Here is a 26718-nt window from a genome sequence, read left to right as displayed (position 1 = left end):
GAAAACCCAAGAGACGGTAAGCACCAGACGCGATCATGATTAACCTCCTGGGCTTTAATATTCTCGGCGAGCTGCGCGACATTCTGGGTCTGCGCAAATGAAAACCGTTGCGGAAAACAAAGTTGAGGGTCGGTCGGGCCACGCGGTCTTCTGCGCCGATATCGGCGGCTCCTTCATCAAGTTTGCCGTTTCACCGGCCCCCGGCGTGCTCATGCCGCTCGAGCGAGTCGCGACACCGGCGATGGATTGGGACGCTTTTGCTGCCTCGATCGCCGATCTTTTGAGCCGCCACGAGCGGGCTGCTCCGCTCTCGGCGCCGCTGGCGCTCTCGATCGCCGGGCTGGTGGATCCGCAAAGCGGGCTTGCGACTTCGGCAAATATTCCCTGCATCACCGGTCGGCGTCTCGCAAAGGAACTAACGAGTTCGCTCGGCCGGCGTGTGGTGGCCGCCAATGACGCGGATTGCCTGACCCTGGCCGAGGCCAATGAAGGTGCGGGACGCGGTCATCCAATCGTATTCTGCGCCGTGATGGGCACCGGTATCGGCGGCGGCCTTGCCGTCGATGGACGGCTGCTTCGTGGAGCCGGCGGCGTAACGGGAGAATGGGGCCACGGCCCGATCCTCAACACGACCGTCGAAATCGAAGGCAAGGTGTTGCATATACCGAGGTTTTCTTGCGGCTGTGGGCAGGCAGGCTGCGTGGATACGGTAGGCGGTGCGCGCGGTATCGAGCGGCTGCACCTGTTTCTCCACGGGCAAAATGATACCAGCCACCAAATTCTGGAACGATGGCAGGCAGGGGACGAAGAGGCGAGAAAGACCGTTTCGGTTTATCTGGAACTCGTGGGCGACCCCCTGGCGGTCGCTGTGAACACGACCGGCGCATCCATTGTCCCGGTGGGCGGGGGGCTTGCGTCATCCACGCTATTGATCGAAGCTTTGGACCTTGCCGTTCGGGCGCGGATCTTGAACCGGTTCGATCGTCCGCTTGTTGTGCCGGCGGCACGGCAGGACGATGGCGGACTGGTGGGCGCGGCCGTGCTCGGTCATCAACTGGTACTATCGGTCAAGGGAGAGTGATCTGGCGGTTGTTCTGGAAGTCTGCGTCGATAGTGCGGAAGGCCTTGCAGCTGCCATTGAAGGCGGTGCCGACCGGATCGAACTTTGCGCCTGTTTGGCTGTCGGCGGATTGACCCCGTCGCCCGGCTTGATCGCCTTGGCGGCCAAGGCGCCGATCCCGGTCTATGCCATCATCCGGCCGCGCGCTGGAAATTTCTTCTACGATGCGGACAGTCAGGCAGCGATGCTTGCCGATATCGATGCCGTACGCGCTGCCGGGCTGGCGGGTGTCGTCATTGGAGCCAGCATGGCAGATGGGCGCCTCGATGTGCCGCTCCTAAAGCAGTTGAAGGACCACTCCGAAGGTCTTGAAACTACCCTGCATCGCGCCTTTGATCTCGTGCCGGATCCGTTCGAGGCCCTGGAACAGGCTGTCGAGCTTGGGGTGGAGCGAGTGCTGACCTCGGGCCTGCGGCCTAAGGCTGTCGATAGCCTGGATCTTCTGCAGGAACTGGTCGACCGCGCAGGAGATCGGCTCTCGATCATGCCCGGCAGCGGCGTCAATCCATGGAATGTGGAGCAGGTCTTGAGCCGGACCGGAGCGCGGGAGGTTCACAGCTCCTGCCGCGCGCTCGTTAGAGGCGCGGATGCAAAAGCTGTCGCTTTTGGCTTTGAGCCTGCACAAGATGCGCAAACAAGTGCTGCTGTTGTTCGGGAGATGCGGGAAATACTGGATCGGTTTTGAAGGGTCAGGCGCAGAGACCACGAAGTGCCGTCTTTTCGATGATTTCGACGCAGCGGATGCTGCGCAGCTTGATCAACCCCGACGCACGCAGCTTGGCGAAGACGCGGGATACGGTTTCGATCGTCAGGCCGAGATAGTCGGCGATATCCAGCCGGCTCATGGGCAGGTCGAAGTGCTTCAGCCCGCCCTGTCTATCGGACATATCCAGAAGAAAGCCAGCAACGCGCTCCATGGCCGTCTGGCGACCGATCACCAGGATATGCTCCTGGGCGCGCAGCATGCCATGAAGGGCAAGGCCTAGAAGTTCTGGCTGTGTTCCGGTGTTGTCCGCCAAGCAATGGGTTCTTGTGCTTGTCGCGACCATGGCCTCCGCAAAGAAGCTGTGGGTTCGGCTGACCTCGAAGCCGAAGGTTTCTCCGGCCAGATAAAAATCCACAACCTGCCGCCGCCCGTCGGAGAGCATTCGGTGAAGCCTCACGGCCCCAAACTCTATCCGGTATAGGCAGGAGGCCTTCTGCCTTGGAGCATAGATTTCGCTGCCGGCGCTGAATGTCGAGAGAGGCGTGCTGCTGTTCGACGGAAAGACGGAGGACATGTTCGGAGAAACTTCCGTCGAAGCGTCTCGGGCTGCGTAAGTCATTGCGGTCACTATTCCCATCCTCAAGCTCAAGCATAGATGCCTGAGCTAGGATGAGTGCGAAATCCGGTTCTATGCCTACGGGAAATTACTTAGGGTCAGGACCCTAATTTAAGCCGGGCAAGCCATGCGCGGCAGGTTCTTGACGAGCCGGAGAAGGTCGCCGCCAGCGAAAGGCTTGGTCAGAATGTCGGCGCGCAGGTCTTTCGGCACCGGAGACAATCCGTCGGTCAGGAGGATCAGATCGCCGCCATCGAGCGGCATATGCTCCAACAAGCAGCGTCTATTGGCAACCAAATCGCCATCTAGGATCATGCATAGACAGGGTTCCCCCCGGGCCGAACATCCCTGCCATGAGTCGTGTGCCTCCACACGATAGCCTTCGACTTCCAATGCAAAGACCAGGGAGTCCCGCAGGCCCGCATCGGCAGCGATAACGATGATGGTCGGAGGTGACACGAATAAAATCCAAAACCGATAATCTGTCAGCGTCTTATAGCGACTAGGGACAGGCCGCGCCTTGCGCCAGATCAATAAAATGAGATTTTCAGCCTCATCAGGCTTGCCCAAAGCCCGCCTCGATGGCCATGCGCACGAGTTGCGGCAGGCTTTGTGCCCTCATCTTCGCCATCACATTGGCACGATGAACTTCCACCGTCCGGGAACTGATCTGCAGTTCATAGGCGATGAGCTTGTTGGGTTGACCGGCCACGACCGCCGCAAGTACCTCGCGCTCCCGTTTGCTCAGAGTGTCCAAGCAGGCCTGGACGTCGGCAAGACCGGTCGGTGCCCCAGGCTGTTCCATGAGCATGGCCGCGGCCCTTATGATTGCGTCGATCATTGCGATATCGTCGAACGGTTTTTCGATGAAATCGACCGCGCCGGATTTCATGGCTTCCACGGCCAAGGGAACGTCGCCATGGCCGGTAATGACGATGGCACTGACTCCCGCCTTGGTGCTTTTCAATTTCCTTATCAGTTCGACACCGCTCATGTCCGGCATCCGGAGGTCCGTCACAAGTACACCGTGATGGATGCTCGGGGCGAACTGAAGGAAGGAGGAGGCGCTTTCATGAATGCGGGCGGCAAAGCCGTTCATCGTCAGCATGAATGCCAGCGATTTCCGCACGGCCTCGTCATCGTCCACGATGTGCACCGTGTAGTCAGCTGTCGGCATGCTCCAGCGTCTCCTTGTAAACCGGGAGGGTGATGCGGAAGGTCGCGCCACCCGCGTCGTTCGTCTTGACCGTCAATTCTCCGCCGTGAGCCTCTACGATCCGCTTGCTGATGGATAGGCCGATCCCCATGCCTTCGGCCTTGGTCGTCACGAAGGGCTTGAACAGCTTTTCGGCCATCTCGTCCGATATGCCAGGCCCCGTGTCCTCGATCAGCACCGACACTTCGTCATCGGTTTCTCCTTGCGTACGGATGATGAGCTCGCGGGTCTCGCAGTCGCACATGGCCTCGATTGCATTGCGCATGATGTTGATCAGCACCTGCTGAATCTGGATGCGGTCCACCATTACAATCTGCGGTCCGGAGGTCAGCTCGAAAACCGTCCTCACACCTTTTTCGCGAGAACCTACCAGAGCGAGTGCTGCCGCTTCCTCGACCAACCCTCGAATATTGTGAGGGGCCGTGTCGGTTTCCCCCTTGGACACGAACTCGCGAAGGTGCTTGATGATCTGTCCCGCACGGACCGACTGACGAGCGGTCTCCTGGAGGGCCTCTCTCATCTTCATCGCGACTTCGTGATCCACATCCTGCAGCAGGCGGGCGCATCCGTGGACATAGTTCGCGATGGCCGACAGCGGCTGGTTCAGCTCATGCGCAAGGATCGAGGCCATTTCGCCCATTTCCGTCAGACGCGCCAGGCGGGCCAGTTCGGACTGGATCTCCTGGAGCCTTGCCGCCGTCTCCTCCCGCTCGGTGAGATCGCGGATGAAGCCGGTGAAAACGGTTTCTCCCGCTGAACGCGTCTTGCCGACGGCAAGCGTCATCGGGAAGGTGGAGCCATCCTTGCGCCGTCCCATCATGACGCGGTCGCGGCCGATGATCTTTCTTTCGCCCGTCGGGCTGTAGCGTGTGAAGAAACCTCCGTGTTCAGTGCTATAGGGCTCCGGCATCAGCATGCGCAGGTTCCGGCCGACAGCCTCTTCCTCCTGATAACCGAATTGCCTTACCGCGGCTGCGTTGAACGCCAGGATCGTACCGTCTCTCGTACTGACGATCGTCGCGTCCAGCACTGTGTCGAGCATGGACTTCAGATGGGCCTCGCGAGCGTCTACTGTTTCTTGTGTCTTGGCGATCGTCTTTCTCGCCACGTGGAGGATGTCGCCGACCAGCGCAATGGCGGTGCTTACCGAGATAACCACCAATAGATCGGACAGGGCGAAGTCTCGCATACCCGTCAATTCTATGAGGGCATAGAAGGCTGCGGCAGAAAGAGCGGCGGAAAGGATGGCGGCGCGGAAGCCGCCAATGAGCGCTACCACAAGAATCGGCGGCACGAAGAAAATGAAGGCTGCCTTGTTGCCTAGAAGGGCGTGGAATGTCAGACGAACAAGAAACGCGGCTAAAACGCCTAGGACGCCAATAATGCAGATATCGCGGATGGTAAATTGACGGCTGAGGAACGTTTGAACCAGACGTACCTTGCGATCAGTGAAATCGGCTAAAGTCATCTCTCGTCAGCGCCGCTTGTTGGCACCCGCGCGGATTCAGTTGAATATGCGCGAATCATTTTCTAGCACGAGCTGAAGTGTATCTCTGATTAAAGAAGGCCGCGAGGTCTTCCGCGGCACTTCACCCGCTCTTTCTATTGGCGGTCGCAACTCTAAATGAACCTTCTCATTTTGCGTTTGTTGCAGCTTTTCAGCACCTGGTTTGCCGTTGTCATTCCTCGTTCGGAGCTTATAAGCTGAACATCACGTGCTGACAGGGATCGGGTATGTTTCGACTGACGGGTTTTTCCGCCATTGATTTTAATGCGTTGTTCGATCTGCTGCCGAACCCATACGTCGTCGTGGACCGGGATCTGCGCATGGTGGGGATGAACGACGCCTATCTCGCCGTCACAGGGCGTACCCGCGAAGACCTCACCGGCCAGGGCATCTTCGAGGCCTTTCCCAGCGATCCGGCTTCGGGACCCGGGCGCATGCTGCGGCAATCCTTCGCCAAGGTGCTTGCTTCGGCCTGCGTCGATCATATCCCCCTGATTGCCTATCCCATCGAGGACACTTCCGGTGTTTTGACGGAGCGCTACTGGAGCGCTACGCATACACCCATGTTCGACGATCAGGGGCAGGTGGCGTTCATCCTGCAACATACAGTCGATGTGAGCGAGCTGCATATCCTGAGGCAGGCCGCCGGCATGAACGACTGGCGGATACAGACGGATTTGATGCGACGGGCGAACGCTGTCGGAGACGAGAACCTGGCGCTCGGCAAGGAGCGTGAATATCTGAGGACGCTGTTCGAACAGGCGCCGGGCTTCATGGCAGTTCTGCGAGAGCCCGAGCATATCTTCCATATCGCCAACCAGGCTTACTTCACGCTCGTCGGGCGCGACGACCTGATCGGCAAGACCATTCGAGACGCGCTGCCGGATGTCGAAGGCCAGGGCTTTTATGAACTGCTGGACGACGTCTATCGTACCGGCATTGTCCACAAGGCGGTCGCGGCGCGTGTGCTTCTCCAACGGCAACCCGGCGAACCCGTTGAGGAGCGCTTTCTCGATTTCGTGTATCAGCCGATCCGCGACGGTGCCGGCGAAGTCAATGGCATTTTCGTGCAGGGGCATGACGTAACGGAACTTCGTCGGGCGCAGGAAACGGCCCGGGAAAACGAGGAACGGTTCCGCACGCTGGCACAGTCGTTGCCGAACCAGGTCTGGACGGCGACGCCGGATGGTCGGATGCGGTGGTGCAATGATCGCGTCTACGACTATAGCGGCATCGAAGTCTTCTACTTTGACACGGATACCAGCTCAGAAATGCTGCACCCCGGTGACAGTGCCGACTTCCGCACCCGCTGGTCCTCCTGCGTCCGGACCGGGGAAACTTTCGAAACCGAGCTGCGTTTGCGGCGGCGCGACGGCGCTTACCGGTGGTTCCTCAGCAGGGCGGTGCCCGTGCGCGGCGGCGGCGATGGAAGCATCCAGTTCTGGGTAGCTACCAACACCGATATCGACGACCAGAAGACGACGGAGAGCAGGCTCGAAACCCTGGCAACGACGCTTGGGCACAGGGTTGAGGAGCGCACGGTCGAGTTGGAGCGGACGCAGGAAGTGCTGCGGCAGAGCCAGAAGATGGAGGCCATCGGCAACCTCGCCGGAGGAATTGCGCATGACTTCAACAATCTCCTGCAGGTCATCACCGGCAATCTGCAACTGCTGGGCAGGGAAGTGGCTGGCAATGAAGTTGCGGAGAGACGCGTCAACAATGCCCTTTCGGGTGCGTCCCGCGGTGCCAAGCTTGCTGCGCAGCTTCTGGCTTTCGGCCGCAGGCAGCCGCTTGCGCCGAAGGTTCTTAACCTCGGTCGATTGGTCCGCGACATGGACAACCTCCTGCGCCGAAGCCTGGGCGAGGCAATCGAGATCGATACGATCGTGGGTGCTGGTCTTTGGAACACGCTTGTCGATCCGACAAATGTGGAGAATGCAGTCCTCAACCTCGCGATCAATGCGCGCGATGCGATGGAGGGTCACGGCAAGCTGACGATAGAGATCGGCAACGCGGTTCTCGATGAGGACTATGCCCGGAACGCTTTCGACGTGGCTCCCGGGCAGTATGTGATGATCGCGGTCAGTGATACCGGCTCGGGCATGCCGAAAGATGTGCTGCAGAAAGTGTTCGATCCCTTTTTCACGACCAAGCCGGAGGGCAAGGGGACGGGCCTTGGCCTCTCCATGGTCTATGGCTTCGTCAAGCAGTCGGAAGGCCATATCAGGATCTACAGCGAGCCCGGTGAGGGGACGACCGTGCGCATCTACCTGCCGCGTTCGCTGGACGAGGAAGACATGCCGGCCGAGGGTTCCGAGGAGGTTCCGACCGGCGGGAACGAAACAGTTTTGGTGGTCGAGGACGATGAGGCCGTGCGCGACATCGCCGTCAGCCTGCTGATCGAGCTTGGTTACCGCGTGCTTAAGGCTAAGGATGCCGATAGCGGGCTCGCGATCATCGAGAGCGGCGTGCCGGTGGATCTTCTGTTCACCGATGTGGTCATGCCGGGCAAGCTGAAGAGCCGCGAACTGGCGGTCTTCGCCAAGGAAAGGCTGCCGCGCATCGCCGTGCTGTTCACGTCCGGCTATACCGAGAACTCCATCGTGCATGGCGGGCGTCTCGATCCCGGCGTGCAGCTTCTGAGCAAGCCCTATACCCGGGACGCGCTTGCGCGGAAGGTCCGGCATGTGCTCGAGCAAAGCCGCAGCCTCCCTCCGTCCCAGATCACTCTGCCGGGCACCAGCCCTGTGGCGATGACGGATGAGGCTCCAGCGTCCACTCGGCCTATCCGAACCCTGCTGGTCGAGGACGAGGCGCTGATCCGCTTTTCGACGGGCGACTACTTGCAGGAGATTGGGATGGAGGTATTGGACGCGGGCTCTGCCGGTGAGGCGCTTGCCGTGGCCGCCGGGCAGAACCTCGATATTCTTGTCACCGACGTCAACCTGCCCGACATGAGCGGGCTGCAATTGGCGCTTGAACTGCGGGAGAGGCTACCGGGACTTCCCGTCATCTTCGCAACAGGCGACCGCAATGTGCCCGGCGCCGAAGATCTCGCCGGCACAGCCCTGCTGACCAAGCCCTACGACTATGATCTGCTGGCTGCCCGCATTCGCTCGATGGTGGGTTCGCGGTAGACGGCTCCGCTGTCTGCTTTCTTGGGAAAACGAGGCGGCAAATCATGCCGCCTCTCTCACCGTCTCAGAGCTTTCCGCCGACCTCGGGTATGACCCTGGTCAAGCTGCCGGTCGCGGGGAAAAGCGGGATCAGGCAGGCCTGCAACGCGTGGTACAGATCGCCCTTGCCCGGGAACAGCGTGTGTGACGGGACGAGATCCTCCGTCAGCTCTTCATGCCAGCCGCCATTGCGGTGGTCGATGAAGCGGTTGGCGATCGTTCCCCAGATCAGGCGATAGCTGTCTTCGTAAAAGGGGTCGGACGGCAGATGTTCGTTGAGGAAGTGGGCCGCCGCTGCTCCCTCGCACATGGGCCACCACAACTTGTTGGTCTTGGCTGGCTGATCCTGCCAGTCGAGCGTATAGAAAAAGCCGCCCTTCTGCTTGTCCCAGCCCAGTGACATGGACTGGACGAAGAGGGACTTTGCAGCATCCGGCATCCAGCTATGGGTTTTGCCGCCGAGCGACCAGAGCTGCAGGAGGAGCCGCGCCCATTCGAGCCAATGGCCCGGCGTCGTGCCGGCGGGACGGAACATCTCGTCCGGATGGTAATAGTCCTTGTTGATCTGCCATGCCGCATCGAAATGTTCTGCAACCCGAAAGCCGACGCTGCCGGCTGCCTGATGAATGACCCGCTCGGCTATGCTCTCGGCCTTGTCGAGATAGTGTTTCTCGCCGGTGACCTCGAAGGCGGCCATGAGGGCTTCCGTCAGGTGCATGTTGGAATTCTGGCCGCGATAGCTGCCACCGTCGATGGGTGACCAGTCGCGCGCGAATTCTTCGGCAATGGCGCCGTGCTGCGGTTCCCAGAACCGAGTGGTGAGGACGTCGGTGATATCGGCCAGCATCTGGTCTGCCAGGGGGTGCCCCACCGCCTTGGCGGATGATGCAGCAAGCAACACGAAGGCATGGCCGTAACCCTGCTTGGCAGGATCCACGGCGCCATCGTTATTGACCTGCCAGAAATAGCCGCCATGATCTGCATCGCGATGGCGATCCCACAGGGTGCGCAAGCCGTGGTCGATCACCTCGCCGGAGCCGGGCCGGCCGAGCAAGTAGCCAATGGTAAAGCAATGGACCATGCGGGCAGAGGCGTGAATGCCGCGCGTGGGATCGGCGCCGCCCAGCGCATTGCCCTGGTCGTCCAGATCGAAGAAGCCGCCCTGAGGATTGACGGCGCGATACTGGAAGAAGTCGAACAGCCCGTTGGCCTGATCGGCAAGCCATTTCCGGTGATAGGGCAGGGTTGCCCAGCGAAGGGAGGTCTGGTCTTGATCGGTCATGCTAGCCTCTGGGTAATCGGCGGGGTGCTCCAGCGATATAGCGTCCGGCGCGTGCCCTGTCATGATCCAAGTTGCAGTAAGTTCCAGATGTTACGTTGACATAAAGATATGTTTATGTGTTAATTCGCCCGAAAATGCGGATTTTGGAGTGCATGATGTTTGATGATTTGTTCGGCCAGAGGGTTGCTCCGCGCGATGGAGCTGAAGTGCTGACGGCACTCCAGGCTGCAGCGCGCGAGCGTATCCTGATCATCGACGGTGCCATGGGGACGCAGATCCAGGGCCTGGGGTTGGATGAGGATCAGTTTCGCGGCGACCGGTTTATCGGTTGCGCCTGCCATCAGCAGGGCAATAACGATCTGCTGATCCTCAGCCAGCCGCAGGCGATCGAGGACATCCATTACCGCTATGCCATGGCCGGAGCGGATATTGTCGAAACGAATACGTTTTCGTCCACCCGCATCGCCCAGGCCGACTACCAGATGGAGAACGCCGTCTACGATCTGAACCGGGACGGCGCCCGGTTGGCCCGCCGAGCCTTGCTGCGAGCCGAAAAGGAAGATGGCCGCCGCCGTTTCGTGGCTGGTGCTATTGGTCCTACCAATCGAACGGCCTCCATGTCGCCCGATGTCAACAATCCGGGTTACCGGGCGGTGACATTCGACGATCTGAGGATTGCCTATGCCGAGCAGATCGACGGGCTGATCGATGGCGGTGCGGACCTCATCCTGATCGAGACCATTTTCGATACATTGAACGCCAAGGCGGCAATCTTTGCCTGTGCCGAACGCTTTGCCGAAAAGGGCATTCACCTACCGGTGATGATTTCCGGCACGATTACCGATCTTTCGGGCCGCACCCTCTCGGGCCAGACGCCATCCGCTTTCTGGTATTCGGTGCGCCACGCCAACCCGTTCACGATCGGCCTGAATTGTGCGCTCGGCGCGGATGCCATGCGTCCGCATCTCCAGGAACTGTCTTCGGTCGCCGATACCTTCATCTCCGCCTATCCGAATGCCGGGCTGCCCAACGAATTCGGGCTTTACGACGAGACGCCGGACGACATGGCACGGCAGATCGGCGGTTTTGCGCAAGAGGGACTGGTCAATGTGGTCGGCGGCTGCTGCGGCTCGACGCCGGAGCATATTCAGGCGATTGCCGATGCTGTCGCTCCGTTCAAGCCACGCGAAGTGCCCGAGCACAAGCCGTTCATGTCGCTCGCCGGTCTGGAGCCTTTCGTCTTCACCAAGGACGTGCCCTTCGTGAATGTGGGCGAACGCACCAATGTCACCGGGTCGGCCAAGTTCCGCAAGCTGATCACCGCTGGCGACTATACCGCGGCACTCGCGGTTGCCCGCGATCAGGTCGAGAACGGCGCTTCGGTCATCGACATCAACATGGACGAAGGCCTGATCGATTCGCAGAAGGCGATGGTCGAGTTTCTCAACCTAATCGCCGCCGAGCCGGATATCGCCCGCGTACCTGTCATGCTCGACAGCTCCAAGTTCGAGATCATGGAAGCCGGCTTGCAATGCGTGCAGGGTAAGCCGGTGGTCAATTCGATCTCCATGAAGGAAGGCGAGGAGAAATTCATCGCCCAGGCCAAGCTCCTGCGCAACTACGGCGCGGCGGTCGTTGTCATGGCGTTCGACGAGCAGGGGCAGGCCGATAGTTACGAGCGCAAGGTTGCGATCTGCGAGCGCGCCTACAAGCTCCTGACCGAAGAAGCAAATTTTTCGCCGGAAGACATCATCTTCGACCCGAACGTGTTTGCCGTCGCCACCGGGATCGAGGAGCATAACGGCTATGGTGTTGCCTTCATCGAGGCGACGAGGACGATCCGCGAGCGGATGCCGCTGGTGCATATATCCGGCGGCGTGTCGAACCTGTCCTTCTCCTTCCGCGGCAACGAGCCGGTGCGCGAGGCGATGCACGCCGTCTTCCTGTATCACGCCATCCAGGCGGGCATGGATATGGGCATCGTCAATGCGGGGCAGCTGGCGATCTACGAGAATATCGACCTTGAGCTGCGGGACGCCTGCGAGGACGTCGTGCTCAACCGTCGCGAGGACGCTACCGAGCGCCTGCTGGAGATCGCCGAGCGCTATCGCGGCGGTCCGGGCAAGGAAGCCAGGGCGCAGGATCTTGCCTGGCGCGAATGGACGGTGGAGAAGCGCCTGTCGCATGCCCTCGTCAACGGCATTACCGACTTCATCGATGCCGACACGGAGGAGGCCCGATTGAAGGCGGAGCGTCCGCTGCATGTCATCGAAGGCCCGCTGATGGCCGGCATGAATGTGGTGGGCGACCTGTTCGGCTCGGGCAAGATGTTCCTGCCGCAGGTGGTCAAATCCGCCCGCGTCATGAAGCAGGCTGTCGCAGTGCTCCTGCCTTATATGGAGGAGGAGAAGCGGCTGAACGGCGGCGACCAGAGGAAGTCGTCCGGCAAGATCCTGATGGCGACCGTCAAGGGCGACGTGCACGATATCGGCAAGAACATCGTCGGCGTCGTGCTTGCCTGCAATAATTACGAGATCATCGACCTCGGCGTCATGGTGCCGTCCACCAAGATCCTCGAGACCGCGATCGCCGAGAAGGTCGATATTATCGGGCTATCCGGCCTTATCACTCCGTCGCTGGACGAGATGGTCCATGTCGCTGCCGAGATGGAGCGGCAGGGTTTTGACATTCCGGTGCTGATCGGCGGCGCGACGACGAGCCGCGTCCACACGGCGGTGAAGATCCATCCGCGTTACAATCGCGGGCAAGCGATCTACGTGAACGATGCCAGCCGCGCCGTCGGCGTTGTCTCCTCGCTCCTGTCACCCGAGGCGAAGGGTGGCTATATCGAAACGGTGCGGGCCGAGTATGCCAAGGTCGCCGCTGCCCATGCCCGGTCGGAGGCAGACAAGATACGGCTGCCGCTTGCCAAGGCCCGGGCAAATGCCGAGAAGATCGACTGGGCATCGTACCAGCCTGTAAAGCCTCAGTTTATCGGCACGAAGGTATTCGAGACCTATGATCTGGCCGAGCTTGCGCAGTATATCGACTGGACGCCCTTCTTCCAGACCTGGGAGCTGAAGGGGCGGTTCCCGGCTATCCTGGATGACGAGAAACAGGGCGAGGCTGCACGCCAACTCTATGCCGACGCGCAGGCCATGCTGGAAAAGATCATTGGGGAAAAGTGGTTCCGGCCGCGCGCCGTGATCGGCTTCTGGCCCGCCAATTCAGTGGGCGACGACATCAACCTGTTTACCGGTGAAGACCGTTCCCAGGAACTGGCGACCTTCTACACGCTGCGCCAGCAGCTCTCCAAGCGCGACGGGCGCCCGAACGTGGCGCTCGCGGATTTCGTAGCCCCGGTTGACAGCGGCAAGCCCGATCATGTGGGCGCCTTCGTCGTCACCGCCGGTATCGAGGAGATCGCCATTGCGGAGCGCTTCGAACGCGCCAATGACGATTACTCGTCCATCCTGGTCAAGGCCTTGGCGGACCGTTTTGCGGAAGCCTTCGCCGAGCGCATGCACCAGCGTGTGCGCAAGGAGTTCTGGGGCTATGCACCGGACGAGACCCTCTCGCCGCATGAATTGATCACCGAAGGTTACGATGGCATCAGGCCGGCTCCAGGCTACCCGGCCCAGCCGGATCATACGGAAAAGGCAACGCTGTTCCGCCTTCTCGATGCCACCGCCATGACCGGCGTGGAACTGACGGAAAGCTACGCCATGTGGCCGGGCTCTTCCGTTTCCGGCCTTTATATCGGCCACCCGGAGTCCTACTATTTCGGCGTTGCCAAGGTGGAACGGGACCAGGTGGAGGATTACGCCCGCCGCAAGGACATGCCGATCGAAGAGGTCGAGCGCTGGCTGGGGCCGGTGCTCAACTACGTGCCCACTGCCGATACCGCGGTGGAGGACGCTGCGTAATGTCGCCGCTCAATCCCTGTGACAAGCACAGGGATGAGGGAGCGCATGATCAGCCCTTGGCCATCCGGGCCGTCAGCTCTTCGATCCCCGCTTCCGACTCGACGCTCTCGCCGTACAGGGTGAGGTATATGCCAAGGCCGACGGTGAGTGCTGCGATAAACAGCAGATACCAGGCATGTGCCATCGGGTTGACCGCCAACAGGGTCGTGACAGCTATCGGCGTCATTCCGCCGAAGATGGCGTAGGAGATATTGTAGGAGAAGGACAAGCCGGAAAAGCGGACCCGCGCCGGGAAAGCCCGGACCATGACATAGGGCACCGCGCCGACCATGCCGACAGCCAGGCCCATCACCGCGTAGAGCACGAAGACGACGGTAAGGGAGGTCGCGGCGAAGCTGTAGAAGGCCCAGGTGGCCACGCCGAAGAAGATGCCGCCGGCGATGAAGAAACGGCCGGAGCCGACCCGATCGACGATGGCGCCGGCCGTTGCCGTGCCGAAGATCAGGAAGAGCGTACCGAAGCTGGTTGCGGCCAGCGACTGCTGGGCGGTGTAGCCGTAAAGCTTCTGGAGGAAGGTGGCGGTCATCAGTGTCGTCACGACGATGCCGGCCGACAGGATCCACGTGAGCAGCACCGAGACGACGACGCCACGCTTGTGGTCACGCAGGACCGCTTTTAGGGGCAGTTCGGGAGCAAGCGCGCGGCTGGCCTTCATTTCGGTGAAGATCGGCGTCTCCTGCAGCCAGCGCCGTAGCCAGACGGCAACTAGTCCGAAGGCGCCCCCGAGCAGGAAGGGGATGCGCCAGGCCCAGGCTGAGATGGTTTCGGGCAAGAAGACCGAATTGATGATCGTGGCGATGAAGGAGCCGAGCAGGATTCCAAGCGTCAGGCCCGAACACAGGAATCCGCAGGCAAAGCCGACGCGGCGGAAGGGGACATGCTCGGCCACGAAGGTCCAGGCGCCGGGGACTTCGCCACCGATTGCTGCGCCTTGGAGGAGCCGCATGACGACCAGCAAGATGGGTGCTGCAACGCCGATGGTAGCATAGGTCGGCATGAGCGCCATTCCTAACGTCGAGAGCGCCATCAGCAGAATGGAGAAGGAGAAGACGCGTTTTCGGCCAAACAGGTCGCCGAAATGGGCGAGCACGATGCCGCCCACAGGGCGTACCAGATAACCGGCGGCGAAAATGCCAAAGGTCTGGATCAGCACCAGCCAGTCCGGCATGTCCGGCGGAAAGAAGAGCTTGCCGATGACGGCGGCAAAAAAGACGAAGATGATGAAATCATAAAATTCCAGCGCACCGCCCAGGGCCGCAAGGCCGAGGGTGCGGAAATCCTGCGAAGTCAGGCGGCGGGGAGCCGCAGGCGTTATTGTGGGGGACATCGTGACTGAACCAGCTGCTTTGTGCTTCCATCTGCGGAAGCCATCACCCTGGAATGCGGCATGCAGCAGGACATTTCAAGAGCGAAAGACGCGCCAAAGCCCCGTTACATGTGTGGCCGCAACAGCCCTTGTCACTCCCGCACGAGCAGGAGATCGCTTGCCATGAAGCGGAGCGACAGGGTCTCGCCCGCCTGGGGCAGCACGACGTCCGGCGAATTGAACATGTCGAAGGATATGGGATTGCCGCCGATGTCGAGCTTGGTGCGGATAACCGAACCGAGGAAGTGCGACGAGATTACCGTGCCAGTCAGCACCGTATCGCCTGCGGCGGTTGCTAATGTGGAACCGGCTTCGGGGCGGAGCGCGATCGAAACCTTGTCGCCCGCCTTCAGCCCGCCGATGGGCTCCCTAAGGGTGACAAGGTTGTCGCCCATCTTGACGCTATTGGCAGCCGGGTCGACCACAGTCGCGTCGATGATATTGAGAGTGCCCACGAAGGAGGCGACGAAGCGGGTAGCCGGACGGTTGTAGATTTCGGAAGGCGTGCCAATCTGGTCGGCGCGCCCGGCATTCATGACGACGATGCGGTCGGAAATCGACAGCGCCTCTTCCTGATCGTGGGTCACGAAGACGGTGGTGATCCCGAGTTGCCGCTGGATCTGGCGGATTTCCTCGCGCAGCGACACGCGGATCTTGGCATCGAGGGCCGACAGCGGTTCATCGAGTAGCAGGACCTGCGGCTTCGGCGCGAGCGCGCGGGCAAGCGCTACGCGCTGCTGCTGGCCGCCGGACATCTGGTAGGGGTAGCGCTCGGCGAGGTGGTCCAGCGAAATCAGCTTCAGCATCTCCTTGACGCGAGCGCCGATCTCTTCCTTGGGCTTGCCGGCGATCTTCAGGCCGAAGGCGACATTGTCGAACACGGTCATGTTGGGGAACAGCGCATAGGCCTGGAAGACCATGCCGATATTGCGCTGGTTGGTCTTCAGTTTGTTCTGGTTCTTGCCGTTGACGACGATGGCGCCGTCGCTGGGCGTCTCAAACCCGGCGATCATCCGCAGGACGGTGGTCTTGCCGCATCCCGATGGTCCGAGAAAGGAGACGAACTCGCCCTTCTCAATGGACATATTGAAGTCCTTGACGACCTGAGTCTGCCCAAAGCTCTTCTTGATATTCTGGAGAACGAGGAACGACATTCGAAATTCCTTAAGGCCGCGACGGAGCGAGTTTGCTGAAGCGGGAAACGAGCTGGAGCAGTCCCATGGACAGCCAGGTAATGGCAAAGGCGATCACCGCAAGCGCTGCCGGTTCATAAGCCCGATTTGCGCCGATCAGCTGCAGGTAGGGACCAAAAGCCGGGCGGTTGAGAAGAGCCGCCATGGTGAACTCGCCCATGACGATGGCGAAGGTGATGAAGGCACCGGACAGTACACCCGACATGACGTTGGGGAAGATGCAACGGAACAGGATGGTCGGCCATTTGGCGCCGAGGATTTCCGCGGCCTCCGTCAAAGTGCGCACGTCAATGGCTCGCATGGCGGTATCGACCGATCGGTACATGTAGGGGAGGGAGAGCGTGATGTAGGAGAACACCAGCAGCACGTTGGTGCCCTGTGTCGATCCCGTAAAAGGAATCCAGGACGAGGAGTTGTAGAGCCTCAGATATCCAAAGACGATAACGATTGCCGGGATGACCAGGGGCATCAGCGTGATGAATTCGATGACCGGACGCATTTGCGGCAGGCGCAGACGCACCCAATAGGCGGTCGGTACGACGAGCAGCATGCCGAAGATGATGGTCAGCAGCGCCATCAGCATGGAAAAGCCGAACGTCTGCTGGAATTGGACGTCGGAGAATACCGATTGGTAGGCGTCCATCGAATAAGCGCCGCGGCGCATGCGCAGCGAAAACTCGAGCGTCCCGATCAGCGGCAAGAAGAAATAGATCAGCCCGATGGCAAGCGCGACCCAGGCCAGAATTTTGCTGGTCTTCATTTCTGCCACCTTTCAGCCCGCATGCGCAGCAGGATGTAGAGGATGTTCGAGAGGCCGGTGATGACGATCATGCCGAGCGCCAAGGCATAACCGAGATTGGCATTGTGGAGCACGTCGCCGCGGATCTGCGCGTAGAGCAGGATCGGCACGATATTGAGCGAGGAGCCGGTCAGTGCATAGGCCGTGGCGATTGCGCCGAAGGCATTGGCGAAAAGCAGCAGGGTCGTGCCCATCAGGCTTGGCCACAGGATGGGCAGCGCCACCATGCGCCAGTACTGCCAGGTGGAGGCGCCAAGGATCTCGGAGGCTTCGCGCCATTCCTTCTTCATGCCATCCAGCGCCGGCGTCAGAATCAGCACCATCAGCGGGATCTGGAAGAACATGTAGGTGATGGTCAGTCCGAAGAAGGACAGGATGTTGAAGCCAGTGCCGTAGAGGTTGAACCCAAACCAGTCGCGCAGAAGCACGGTGACGAGGCCGGTACGGCCGAGCGTGGCGAGGAAGGAGAAGGCCAGCGGAACGCCGGCGAAATTGGAGGCAACACCCGAAAAGGTGAGAAGGCTGGAGCGGATCCATCCCGGTAGACCGCCGAGCACGATCGCCCAGGCCAGAAAGAAGCCGATCAAGGCGCCGCCGAGCGATGATGCCACCGAAACCTTGATGCTGATCCAGTAGGCACTAAGGATGGTCGGGGTGAAGAGATCGCCGATATTCTTGAACGTGAACTGCCCTTCCGGCGTAAAAAACGCCCCCGACACCAGATAAAGCGTCGGAATGATCAGGAACAACAGCGCAAAGATCATGAACGGGGCTATGCCGAGCCAATCGACAATCGTGCGGCGGTCGATGAAGGATGTCGAGGCGGTGCTCATGGGGGAGGGCTTCTGGGAGAGGAAGTGAGACCTCCCCGCATGATGCGGGGAGGCGTGTAGTTGGCGTGATTACTTGACGTTGGCGCCGACAACGCTGTCCCACTTGGTGGTGATGGCGGCTTTGCCCTTGTCCTGCTGTTCGAGCGTCGGGAAGACAGCCTTGGCATAGCCTTCGGCCGGCGGCAGCTTGTCGAGCAGGTCCTTCGGAACCTTGCCCTTGGATGCCAGATCGTTGAAGCGGATCGGGTGGCAGTAGCCTTTCAGCCAGCCGAGCTGACCTTCGTCGGAATAGAGATATTCCATCCACAGCTTTGCGGCGTTCGGATGCGGTGCAAAAGCGGAGATCGCCTGGACGTAGACGCCGGCAACGACGCCGGACTTCGGCACGATGACTTCGACCGGAGGATTGCCCTTCAGCGTATCGCGCCAGGAAAGGCCGTTATAATCCCAGGCGACGACGATCGGGGTCGAGCCCTGGGCGAGCGAAGCGGACTTGCCGATGACGGGCACGAGATTACCGGCCTTGTTCAGTTCGCCGAAGTAGGCGAGGCCTGCTTCACCGGCCTTGGCGGCATCTTTCTCGCCAGTCGCGATGCCGGCTGCGTAGACAGCCTGGACGGCCTGGTTCGAGGCGCGCGGATCGCCAGCGAGCGCAACGGTGTTGGCGTATTCCGACTTCTTGAGGTCTGCCCAGTCCGTGGGCACGTTCTTCACGATGTCTGTGTTCACTACGAAGGAAAGGACGCCGTAATAGTCGCCATACCAGTGGCCTTCAGGATCCTTGGCGCTGTCCGGGATCGAATCCCAGGTGGATACCTTGTAAGGCATCAGCAGGCCTTCGGCCTTTGCCGTCGGGCCGAAGGAGAGGCCAACGTCGATCACGTCGGGAGCCTGCGGACCCTTGTTGCCTTTGTTCGCCTTGATGGCTTCGACTTCGTCGCCCGAGCCCGCATCCGGGTTCAATTCGTTGATTTCCAGGCCGTACTTCGCCTTGAAGCCGGCGATCACGTCGCCATAGCCGCACCAGTCGTGGGGAAGCGCGATGGTCGTCAGCGTGCCTTCCTTCTTGGCAGCAGCGATGAGATCGGCGCTCGGCTCGGCAGCGGCAAGGCTTGCAGAAGCCATGACGATCGCCGTCGTCGCAGAGAGAAGGCGTTGGGTTTTGTTGAGCACGGTGTCCTCCTGAGGGTTGGTCGTGTTGAGCGGACTCGTAGAGCCTGTTTATGTATCGTATGTGACAGTGCCGAGTGTCAGCACTTTCTCATAAACCGTTCGAAGTTTTCACAATTCTCCAACCGGCATTTAGTCGGAGCGCCCGCTGCGGCCCGGCCGGCGGAAGAGCCGGCTGCGCTCGAAGAGACCTTCCAGAGAACTCATGCGTTCGCGCGTTTCTTCCCAGGTTGCGCTCTGCACGGCCTCGATTAAAGCTTCGACGACAAAGAGCGTGACAACGGAGGAGTCCCAGGCGGATGGCGCCTCGATCCTAACCTCGAACACATGTTTGGCAGCGGCGGCGACGGGCGAACGCCACATATCGGTAAACAGAACAATGACCACGCCGGCGGCGGCGGCGGCTTCGGCCAAGGTCGCCATTTCCTGCTCGTAGCGACGGATGTCGAAAATCACCAGGACGTCGCCCGGCTTCATGTTGAGCACATGCTGCGGCCAGGAACTGGAATTGTTGGAGATCAGGGTCGTCTTGGGCCGTATGACCTGCATATGGGTGAAGAAGTATTCCGCCAGCGCGCCGGTGATGCGTCCGCCGACGAAATAGATGCTGCGGGCACGGTCGCGCAGCAGAGCTGCTGCACCTTCGAAGGTCGCGGTGTCGAGTTCGCTCAGCGTGTCGCGCAGATTGGCAGTGATCGCATCCGCAAAGCGATTTAGGATATGGGTGCCTGGAGCATTGGAGGCCCACCGGTCATGCTTGGCAATAGGGTTGGAGATCGTCGCTTCGAGCTCCTGGTGCAGATGCAACTGGAACTCGGGATAGCCCTTGTAGCCAAGCTTCTGCACCATGCGAGCAACGGTTGGCGTCGAAACGCCCGCATGCTCCGCAATCGTGGTTATACTCCCCAGTCCCGACACCGGATAGTTCTCCAAAAGGCTGTCAGCAAGCAGCTTTTCCGCGCGCGTCAATGTATCGTAACGAACACGAATAACATCCGATACGGTGCGTGCCACGGAACCTGTTCCCCCCGGTCTTCGCCGGTTTTCATGAAGATTAAGATTTGTTTCCGAGGCGATGTCAACGGGCAGTGCTGAAGAGATTTTTTCAGAATCACGTTGACCTTCGTCCGAAAGTGAAGAATTCTCTTCTTAATCTACAATTAACCTCCGGGCGGCTCATGCTGGTTCAGTCGGATTTCTTCACGGATGCAGACGGTGAGCCCGTCGCCGTGGAAAATGCGGAAGGGGTAAGCCCGGTTCTGCTGGTGTGCGAACATGCGTCGCGCCGCCTGCCGCAGCGATATGGCGATCTCGGCCTGTCGGAAGAGGCACGCCTTTCCCACATCGCGTGGGATCCCGGTGCGCTTGCCGTTGCCCGCTTTATGTCCCAAAGCCTGGACGCGGCGCTGATCTACCAACGGTTCTCGCGGCTGATCTACGACTGCAACCGACCGCCGGAATCGCCTGCGGCCATGCGCGACGTCAGCGAGATCTTCCGTATTCCCGGCAACGAAAACCTGTCCGCGTCGGAACGCTCGCGGCGCACGACGGCCCTCTATCTACCGTTCCACGGCCGGATACACCAGGAGATCGAGAACCGGCGGGAGCGGGGGCTGGATACGGTTATTGTGACGCTGCATAGCTTCACGCCGGTCTATTTCGGGAAGAAACGCCCCGTCGAGATCGGCATTCTGCACGACAAGGACAGCCGGCTTGCCGACCGGATGCTGGCCGATGCAGCGAAAGCCAACCAGTACCGCGTCGAGCGCAACGAGCCTTATGGGCCGGCCGACGGGGTAACGCATACGCTCGAAGTCCATGCCTTGCCGGCTGGCCTGCTGAACGTGATGATCGAAGTTAGAAACGACCTCATAAATGATGAAACCGGCCAAAGGGTTGTGGCCGATTTCCTGACAGGATTGCTGCGGGACAGTCTCGACGCTTTCCAACGATAAAACCCAGGGAGCAGTGGCTCGAATACCCGCGGACGATCAGCCGCGGGATGTGTGAGGCTCAAGGCCGCATGGTTGCGGTCGGCTATATTAGGGGGAAGTCATGTCCGATTATACCGATAGAGACAAAAGCGAGGATATCCATATCCTCCATTCCATGGGCTATGCCCAGGAGCTGGAACGGCGGATGAGCTCGTTCTCCAACTTCGCAATATCCTTTTCCATCATCTGCATTCTGTCCGGCGGCATCAACTCGCTGGCGCAGGCGACTTCCGGCGTCGGCGGCGCGGCGATCGGGATCGGCTGGCCGGTCGGCTGCATCATCTCGTTGTTCTTTGCGCTCGGCATGGCCCAGATCTCCTCTGCCTATCCGACGGCGGGCGGGCTCTATCACTGGAGTTCGATCCTCGGCACTCGCTTCACCGGCTGGCTGACGGCCTGGCTCAACCTTCTCGGCCTCATCACCGTACTCGGCGCCATCAATATCGGCACCGCGCTTTTCCTCGGCGGCACGTTCGGCGCGCAGCTTGGTATTGCAGATGCGACCGGCGTCGTGTCTCCCGCCATGCAGGTCGTGCTGGTGGTGCTGTTCACCGTCGTCCAGGCAGCCATCAACCATTTCGGCATCGGGCTGACCGCGAAGCTCACCGACTTCTCCGGCACGCTGATCCTGGTGACGGCAGCAGTTCTTACCATTGCCTGCTTCTACTTCGCGCCGACGCATGATTTCTCGCGTCTGTGGACCTTCACCAATTACTCCGGCGATGCAGGCGGTGCCGTTTGGCCGAAGTCGGACAGCATGTGGTACATCTTCGCCCTCGGCCTGCTACTGCCGATTTATACGATCACCGGCTATGACGCTTCGGCACACACTTCGGAAGAAACGAAGAAGGCGGCATTGTCGGTGCCGCGTTCCATGGTATCGGCGGTCCTGTGGTCGTCGCTTGCCGGCTGGGTCATGTTGTCTTCCTTCGTGATAGCCATTCCGGACATGGCGGAAGGCGCCAAGCAGGGCTGGAGCGTATTCTTCTCCACAATCAATGCCATCATGCCCGCCTGGCTGGTAACGATCCTCTACGTCGCCATCTTCATCGCCCAGTTCCTTTGCGGGCTGGCAACCGTGACCTCCTGCTCGCGCATGATCTTCGCCTTCTCGCGCGATGGCGGCATCCCTTGGGGCTCCAAGGCGCTTTCAAGCGTTAGCCGGAAATTCCGCACGCCCGTCGCCGCCATCTGGACCGGTGCAGCACTCGAAAGCCTGTTCGTCTGGGGTGCGCTCTTCATCTCCGTCGGTGAGGCCAGCCTCTATGTCACCGTTGTGAACGCGACGCTGATCTTCCTCTTCCTGTCCTTCCTGTTCCCGATCGTGCTCGGCATCTTCGCCTATGGCACGAAGAAATGGCCGGCTCCCGGTCCCTGGAACCTGGGGGCAGGCGTCTACAAGACCGTCGGGGTGCTTGCGACGCTCGGCATGGTGTTGATCGTCTACATCGCGATCCAGCCCCCGAACGACAAGGTTTTCGGCGTGACGGTAGGCTTCATCGTGTTGGCAATCGTGATCTGGTTCGCGGTGGAGAACAAGCGCTTCCAGGGTCCGCCCATCGGCGACATGATCGCCCGGCGCAAGGCCGAGATTGCCGCTGCGGAAGCGGCCGTCGGGGAGACCGGCGCCGTCTCTGCCGTGCCCGGGAAGTAACCCGTCAAGCTTGCGAGGGAGGCGCAGCCGCGGCTTTCTCCTGACCTGTAATGCTGAGTGAAGCTGCCGCACGTCTTGTGGCAGCTTCACCACGATCCTCTTGATCAGTAAATGGACCTATCATGACCGTCACCTATTCCTTCGATGATCTGAAGCTCGATGTCGCAGCCGGTCTGATCGATACCGTCGTAGCCGCGCTCGTGGACATGCAGGGCCGGCTGATGGGCAAGCGTTTCCAGGCAGAATTCTTCGTCGAAAGCGCCTACAAGGAAACGCATAGCTGCAACTATCTGCTGGCGACCGACATCGAGATGGAAACCGTTTCCGGCTACAAGGCGTCCAGCTGGGAGCAGGGCTACGGCGACTATACAATGAAGCCGGACCTTTCGACGCTGCGCAAGCTGCCCTGGCTCGAGGGCACGGCGCTGGTGCTCTGCGACGTCTATGACCACCATACCCATGCGGAAGTGCCGCATTCTCCACGCGCGATCCTGAAGAAGCAGATCAAGCGCCTGGAAGACATGGGCATGAAGGCCTTCATGGCAAGCGAGCTGGAATTCTTCCTGTTCGACCAGAGCTATGACAGCGCGCGCGAGAACAATTACCGGAACCTGAAGCTCGCCAGTGCCTATAACGAGGACTACCACATCTTCCAGACGACGAAGGAAGAGGAGGTCATGCGGGCCATTCGGACCGGCCTGCAGGGTGCCGGCATCCCGGTCGAGAACTCCAAGGGGGAAGCCTCCGCCGGCCAGGAGGAGATCAACGTTCGCTATGCCGAAGCGCTGACCATGGCGGACCGGCATGCCATCATCAAGAACGCTTCCAAGGAAATCGCTTGGAGCAAAGGCAAGGCCATCACCTTCCTCGCCAAGTGGAATTATGCAGCCGCCGGCAGTTCGTCGCATATCCACCAGTCGCTCTGGAGCGCCGACGGCAAGACGCCGCTCTTCTTCGACAAGGATGCCGAACACGGCATGTCCGAACTCATGAAGCATTATGTAGCGGGGCTACTCGCCCATGCCGGCGAGATCACCTATTTCCTGGCGCCCTACATCAATTCCTACAAGCGGTTCATGGCCGGCACTTTCGCTCCCACCAAAGCCGTCTGGTCCAAGGACAACCGGACCGCCGGCTATCGCCTTTGCGGCGAAGAGAGCAAGGGTATCCGGGTCGAGTGCCGCGTCGGTGGTTCTGACCTCAATCCCTATCTTGCCATGGCGGCACTGCTGGCGGCCGGCATTGATGGCATCGAGAAGAAGCTGGCGCTGGAGCCCGCCTTCGTGGGCGACGCCTATGGCGGCAAGGATATCCGGGAAATCCCCAAGACCCTGCGGGATGCGACGGAGCTTCTCGGTGGCTCCGAGCTTCTGCGCTCGGCCTTCGGTGACGATGTCATCGACCATTACGTCCGTGCGGCGCAATGGGAGCAGGAAGAATACGACCGGCGCGTGACGGATTGGGAAGTGGCGCGCGGTTTCGAGAGGGTGTAGACCCTCGACCAAAATCAACAACAGGAATGGCGATCATGTCTATGATCCAATGTATCTCGCCGGTCGACGGCTCGGTCTATGCCGAACGCCCGGCCATGTCGGAGCAAGCGGCTCGCGAGGCGGTGAGCCGGGCGCGGCAGGCCCAGAAAAGCTGGGCAAGACGCCCCCTCGAAGATCGTGTGCAGCTCGTTCTCAAGGGCGTCACCCGCCTGAACGAGATGACCGACGAGGTGGTGCCGGAGCTTGCCTGGATGATGGGCCGGCCGGTCCGCTATGGCGGCGAATTCCGCGGCTTCAACGAGCGCTCGAACTATGTGGCGTCGATCGCGGCGGATGCGCTTGCGCCGCTGCTGGTCGAAGACAGCGCCAGCTTCGAACGACGCATCGAGCGCGAGCCACATGGCGTGGTGCTGGTCATCGCGCCGTGGAACTACCCCTACATGACCGCGATCAACACGGTCGCGCCTGCGCTGATGGCCGGCAACACCGTCGTCATCAAGCATGCAGCCCAGACCCTGCTGGTCGGCGAGCGCATGGTACGCGCCTTTGTCGAGGCGGGCGTTCCGGAGGACGTGTTCCAGAACCTCTTCCTTGACCATGAGACGACCGGCGCGCTGATTGCGGATGGCCTTTTCAACTTCATCAATTTCACCGGCTCCGTCGAGGGCGGGCGCGCCATCGAGCGGGCGGCAGCCGGCACGTTTACCGGCATCGGCCTGGAACTCGGCGGCAAGGACCCCGGCTATGTGATGGAGGACGCCGACCTGAATGCCGCCGTCGATACGCTGATGGATGGCGCCACCTTCAATTCCGGCCAATGCTGCTGCGGCATCGAACGCATCTACGTCCACGAGTCGCTCTACGACTCGTTCGTCGAGAAATCGGTCGCCTGGGTGTCGAACTACAAGCTCGGCAATCCGCTGGAGCCCGATACGACGCTCGGTCCGATGGCGCACAAGCGCTTCGCCAAGACGGTGCGCGAGCAGATCGCCGGTGCAGTGGCGCAGGGTGCCAAGGCACTGGTCGATCCGAAGCTCTTCCCGGCCGATGACGGCGGCGCGTATCTGGCACCACAGGTGCTGGTGGACGTGGACCACTCCATGGAGATCATGCGCGAGGAAACCTTCGGTCCCGCCGTCGGCATCATGAAGGTGAAGAGCGACGACGAGGCGATCGCGCTGATGAACGACAGCAAATACGGCCTGACGGCTTCACTCTGGACGCAGGATCCCGAGCGCGCCGGCCGCATCGGTCGCGAGATCGAGACCGGAACCGTGTTCATGAACCGCGCCGATTATCTTGATCCGGCGCTGGTCTGGACAGGCGTCAAGCAGACCGGGCGCGGCGGGTCGCTCTCGGTTCTCGGCTTCCACAACCTGACCCGCCCGAAATCCTACCATCTGAAGAAAGTCACGCAATGAACATCGTCGCGAACTGGAGCTACCCGACCGCCATCAAGCTCGGCCGGGGCCGGATCAAGGAACTGGCGGATGCAGCCAAGACGCTCGGCCTGAAGAAGCCGCTGCTGGTCACCGATCGGGGACTTGCATCCATGGCCATCACCGGCCATGCGCTGGACGTGCTGGACGAAGCAGGACTTGGACGTGCAATCTTTGCGGAGGTCGATCCCAATCCGAACGAGAAGAACCTTGAAGCCGGCGTCAAGGTTTACCGCGACGGCGGCCATGACGGCGTGGTCGCGTTCGGCGGCGGCTCGGGCCTCGATTTGGGCAAGCTGATCGCTTTCATGGCTGGCCAAACCCGCCCGGTCTGGGATTTCGAGGATATCGGCGACTGGTGGACGCGTGCGGATGCGTCGAAGATCGCGCCGATCGTGGCGGTTCCGACAACGGCCGGCACGGGTTCGGAAGTCGGCCGGGCCGGGGTTCTCACCAATTCCGAAACCCACGTGAAGAAGATCATCTTCCATCCCAAGCTGCTGCCGGGCGTGGTTATCTGCGACCCCGAACTTACGACGGGCATGCCGAAGGTGATCACCGCCGGCACCGGCATGGACGCTTTCGCGCATTGCCTTGAGGCTTATAGCTCGCCCTTCTACCATCCCATGTCGGGCGGCATTGCGCTCGAAGGCCTTCGTCTCGTCAAAGACTTCCTGCCGCGCGCATTCAAGGATGGTTCGGATATGGAGGCGCGCACCAATATGATGGCTGCTGCCGCCATGGGTGCGGTGTCCTTCCAGAAGGGGCTCGGTGCCATCCACGCGCTGTCGCACCCCATCGGGGCCGTCTATAACACCCATCACGGGATGACCAATGCCGTCGTGATGCCGGCCGTACTGCGCTTCAACCGTCCGGCCATCGAGGAGAAGATCGGCCGCGCCGCCGCTTATCTCGGTATTTCCGGTGGCTTCGATGGCTTTTACGATTACGTCCTCGCGCTACGCGCCGAGCTTGGCGTGCCGCAGAACCTGACGGCCATGGGAATCAAGCCCGACAGAATCGACGAATTGGCAGCGATGGCCATCGAAGACCCGAGTTGCGGCGGCAATCCGGTGCCGATGACGCTGGAAAACACCAAGGCACTCTTCCTCGACTGCTTCTGACGGTCTGGTGCTCGAATATCGATAGCTGAATTAACAAAGACCCG

At 60.7% G+C, this 26718-nt stretch carries 20 protein-coding genes; 9 read left to right on the top strand and 11 right to left on the bottom strand.

The features are described 5' to 3' along the window. Nucleotides 1-97: 97 nt before the first annotated feature. Both EPK99_RS07940 and EPK99_RS07935 read left to right on the top strand, forming a co-directional pair. Nucleotides 98-1081, top strand: coding sequence for an ROK family protein (locus tag EPK99_RS07940; protein WP_128442511.1), 984 nt, complete (start codon nucleotides 98-100; stop codon nucleotides 1079-1081). A 1-nt stretch (nucleotide 1082) separates the two neighbouring features. Then, entirely contained in the window at nucleotides 1083-1805 is a 723-nt protein-coding gene (locus EPK99_RS07935) for a copper homeostasis protein CutC (protein WP_128443360.1), read from the top strand. Between the two features lie 4 nt (nucleotides 1806-1809). On the opposite strand, the gene EPK99_RS07930 is transcribed toward EPK99_RS07935, so the two are convergent. The 4 genes from EPK99_RS07930 to EPK99_RS07915 all read right to left on the bottom strand — a co-directional run bounded on the left by EPK99_RS07930 (nucleotide 1810) and on the right by EPK99_RS07915 (nucleotide 5126). Beyond that, nucleotides 1810-2445: a helix-turn-helix domain-containing protein gene (locus EPK99_RS07930; RefSeq protein WP_128443359.1), complete on the bottom strand. Its 636-nt coding sequence runs from the start codon at nucleotides 2443-2445 to the stop codon at nucleotides 1810-1812. 108 nt (nucleotides 2446-2553) lie between these two features. Next, nucleotides 2554-3012 (bottom strand): response regulator transcription factor, encoded by a 459-nt coding sequence (locus tag EPK99_RS07925; protein WP_128442510.1) that lies wholly within the window; start codon nucleotides 3010-3012, stop codon nucleotides 2554-2556. Continuing rightward, entirely contained in the window at nucleotides 2999-3619 is a 621-nt protein-coding gene (gene fixJ / locus EPK99_RS07920) for a response regulator FixJ (RefSeq protein ID WP_128442509.1), read from the bottom strand. Before fixJ ends, EPK99_RS07925 begins: the two co-directional genes overlap by 14 nt. After that, a complete protein-coding gene (locus tag EPK99_RS07915) occupies nucleotides 3606-5126 on the bottom strand; it encodes a sensor histidine kinase (protein ID WP_128442508.1) in 1521 nt (506 codons plus the stop codon). The genes fixJ and EPK99_RS07915 overlap by 14 nt, the downstream gene beginning before the upstream one ends. 266 nt (nucleotides 5127-5392) lie before the next feature. Between EPK99_RS07915 and EPK99_RS07910 the strand changes: the two genes are divergently transcribed. Then, nucleotides 5393-8302: a hybrid sensor histidine kinase/response regulator gene (locus EPK99_RS07910; RefSeq protein ID WP_128442507.1), complete on the top strand. Its 2910-nt coding sequence runs from the start codon at nucleotides 5393-5395 to the stop codon at nucleotides 8300-8302. A 64-nt stretch (nucleotides 8303-8366) separates the two neighbouring features. Here the strand turns inward: EPK99_RS07910 and EPK99_RS07905 are convergent, their stop codons facing one another. Beyond that, on the bottom strand, nucleotides 8367-9623 hold the full coding sequence (locus EPK99_RS07905; RefSeq protein ID WP_128442506.1) for an AGE family epimerase/isomerase: 1257 nt from the start codon (nucleotides 9621-9623) through the stop codon (nucleotides 8367-8369). Nucleotides 9624-9778: 155 nt separating this feature from the next. On the opposite strand from EPK99_RS07905, the gene metH reads away from it, so the two are divergent. Further along, complete coding sequence (gene metH / locus EPK99_RS07900; protein WP_128442505.1) at nucleotides 9779-13549, top strand: methionine synthase; 3771 nt, start codon at nucleotides 9779-9781, stop codon at nucleotides 13547-13549. A gap of 49 nt (nucleotides 13550-13598) precedes the next feature. On the opposite strand, the gene EPK99_RS07895 is transcribed toward metH, so the two are convergent. The 6 genes from EPK99_RS07895 to EPK99_RS07870 all read right to left on the bottom strand — a co-directional run bounded on the left by EPK99_RS07895 (nucleotide 13599) and on the right by EPK99_RS07870 (nucleotide 19984). After that, a complete protein-coding gene (locus EPK99_RS07895; protein WP_128442504.1) occupies nucleotides 13599-14936 on the bottom strand; it encodes an MFS transporter in 1338 nt (445 codons plus the stop codon). A 131-nt stretch (nucleotides 14937-15067) separates the two neighbouring features. Further along, a complete protein-coding gene (locus EPK99_RS07890) occupies nucleotides 15068-16129 on the bottom strand; it encodes an ABC transporter ATP-binding protein (RefSeq protein ID WP_128442503.1) in 1062 nt (353 codons plus the stop codon). Between the two features lie 10 nt (nucleotides 16130-16139). After that, nucleotides 16140-16928 (bottom strand): ABC transporter permease, encoded by a 789-nt coding sequence (locus tag EPK99_RS07885; protein ID WP_128442502.1) that lies wholly within the window; start codon nucleotides 16926-16928, stop codon nucleotides 16140-16142. After that, nucleotides 16925-17800 carry an ABC transporter permease gene (locus EPK99_RS07880; RefSeq protein ID WP_128442501.1) on the bottom strand — a complete coding sequence of 292 codons (876 nt, stop codon included), beginning with the start codon at nucleotides 17798-17800 and terminating at the stop codon, nucleotides 16925-16927. Before EPK99_RS07880 ends, EPK99_RS07885 begins: the two co-directional genes overlap by 4 nt. A 69-nt stretch (nucleotides 17801-17869) precedes the next feature. Continuing rightward, nucleotides 17870-18925, bottom strand: coding sequence for an ABC transporter substrate-binding protein (locus EPK99_RS07875; RefSeq protein WP_425374189.1), 1056 nt, complete (start codon nucleotides 18923-18925; stop codon nucleotides 17870-17872). Between the two features lie 177 nt (nucleotides 18926-19102). Beyond that, the gene (locus EPK99_RS07870) at nucleotides 19103-19984 is read right to left on the bottom strand and encodes a MurR/RpiR family transcriptional regulator (RefSeq protein ID WP_128442499.1); all 882 of its coding nucleotides are present in this window, start codon (nucleotides 19982-19984) and stop codon (nucleotides 19103-19105) included. 164 nt (nucleotides 19985-20148) lie between these two features. Between EPK99_RS07870 and EPK99_RS07865 the strand changes: the two genes are divergently transcribed. From EPK99_RS07865 to EPK99_RS07845, 5 genes are all read left to right on the top strand, one after another. Beyond that, a complete protein-coding gene (locus EPK99_RS07865; RefSeq protein WP_128442498.1) occupies nucleotides 20149-20925 on the top strand; it encodes an N-formylglutamate amidohydrolase in 777 nt (258 codons plus the stop codon). A 100-nt stretch (nucleotides 20926-21025) separates the two neighbouring features. Further along, a complete protein-coding gene (locus tag EPK99_RS07860) occupies nucleotides 21026-22618 on the top strand; it encodes an amino acid permease (RefSeq protein WP_128442497.1) in 1593 nt (530 codons plus the stop codon). A 122-nt stretch (nucleotides 22619-22740) separates the two neighbouring features. Next, nucleotides 22741-24111 carry a glutamine synthetase family protein gene (locus EPK99_RS07855; RefSeq protein ID WP_128442496.1) on the top strand — a complete coding sequence of 457 codons (1371 nt, stop codon included), beginning with the start codon at nucleotides 22741-22743 and terminating at the stop codon, nucleotides 24109-24111. A 35-nt stretch (nucleotides 24112-24146) separates the two neighbouring features. Next, nucleotides 24147-25532, top strand: a complete 1386-nt coding sequence (locus EPK99_RS07850; RefSeq protein ID WP_128442495.1) for an aldehyde dehydrogenase family protein — start codon at nucleotides 24147-24149, stop codon at nucleotides 25530-25532. Continuing rightward, nucleotides 25529-26674: an iron-containing alcohol dehydrogenase gene (locus tag EPK99_RS07845; RefSeq protein WP_128442494.1), complete on the top strand. Its 1146-nt coding sequence runs from the start codon at nucleotides 25529-25531 to the stop codon at nucleotides 26672-26674. The genes EPK99_RS07850 and EPK99_RS07845 overlap by 4 nt, the downstream gene beginning before the upstream one ends. Nucleotides 26675-26718: the final 44 nt, after the last annotated feature.

Origin of the sequence: Neorhizobium lilium (genome assembly GCF_004053875.1) — a bacterium.
Taxonomy (GTDB): Bacteria; Pseudomonadota; Alphaproteobacteria; order Rhizobiales; family Rhizobiaceae; genus Neorhizobium; species Neorhizobium lilii.
This window is presented reverse-complemented; position numbering and strand designations above follow the sequence as displayed.

Excerpts from the sequence above, each read along its gene's own strand:
- EPK99_RS07940 (WP_128442511.1), top strand. The coding sequence starts at position 98 with ATGAAAACCGTTGCGGAAAACAAAGTTGAGGGTCGGTCGGGCCACGCG.
- EPK99_RS07930 (WP_128443359.1), bottom strand. The coding sequence starts at position 2,445 with ATGACTTACGCAGCCCGAGACGCTTCGACGGAAGTTTCTCCGAACATG.
- fixJ (WP_128442509.1), bottom strand. The coding sequence starts at position 3,619 with ATGCCGACAGCTGACTACACGGTGCACATCGTGGACGATGACGAGGCC.
- EPK99_RS07915 (WP_128442508.1), bottom strand. The coding sequence starts at position 5,126 with ATGACTTTAGCCGATTTCACTGATCGCAAGGTACGTCTGGTTCAAACG.
- EPK99_RS07910 (WP_128442507.1), top strand. The coding sequence starts at position 5,393 with ATGTTTCGACTGACGGGTTTTTCCGCCATTGATTTTAATGCGTTGTTC.
- EPK99_RS07905 (WP_128442506.1), bottom strand. The coding sequence starts at position 9,623 with ATGACCGATCAAGACCAGACCTCCCTTCGCTGGGCAACCCTGCCCTAT.
- metH (WP_128442505.1), top strand. The coding sequence starts at position 9,779 with ATGTTTGATGATTTGTTCGGCCAGAGGGTTGCTCCGCGCGATGGAGCT.
- EPK99_RS07895 (WP_128442504.1), bottom strand. The coding sequence starts at position 14,936 with ATGTCCCCCACAATAACGCCTGCGGCTCCCCGCCGCCTGACTTCGCAG.
- EPK99_RS07890 (WP_128442503.1), bottom strand. The coding sequence starts at position 16,129 with ATGTCGTTCCTCGTTCTCCAGAATATCAAGAAGAGCTTTGGGCAGACT.
- EPK99_RS07885 (WP_128442502.1), bottom strand. The coding sequence starts at position 16,928 with ATGAAGACCAGCAAAATTCTGGCCTGGGTCGCGCTTGCCATCGGGCTG.
- EPK99_RS07880 (WP_128442501.1), bottom strand. The coding sequence starts at position 17,800 with ATGAGCACCGCCTCGACATCCTTCATCGACCGCCGCACGATTGTCGAT.
- EPK99_RS07875 (WP_425374189.1), bottom strand. The coding sequence starts at position 18,925 with ATGGCTTCTGCAAGCCTTGCCGCTGCCGAGCCGAGCGCCGATCTCATC.
- EPK99_RS07865 (WP_128442498.1), top strand. The coding sequence starts at position 20,149 with ATGCTGGTTCAGTCGGATTTCTTCACGGATGCAGACGGTGAGCCCGTC.
- EPK99_RS07860 (WP_128442497.1), top strand. The coding sequence starts at position 21,026 with ATGTCCGATTATACCGATAGAGACAAAAGCGAGGATATCCATATCCTC.
- EPK99_RS07855 (WP_128442496.1), top strand. The coding sequence starts at position 22,741 with ATGACCGTCACCTATTCCTTCGATGATCTGAAGCTCGATGTCGCAGCC.
- EPK99_RS07850 (WP_128442495.1), top strand. The coding sequence starts at position 24,147 with ATGTCTATGATCCAATGTATCTCGCCGGTCGACGGCTCGGTCTATGCC.
- EPK99_RS07845 (WP_128442494.1), top strand. The coding sequence starts at position 25,529 with ATGAACATCGTCGCGAACTGGAGCTACCCGACCGCCATCAAGCTCGGC.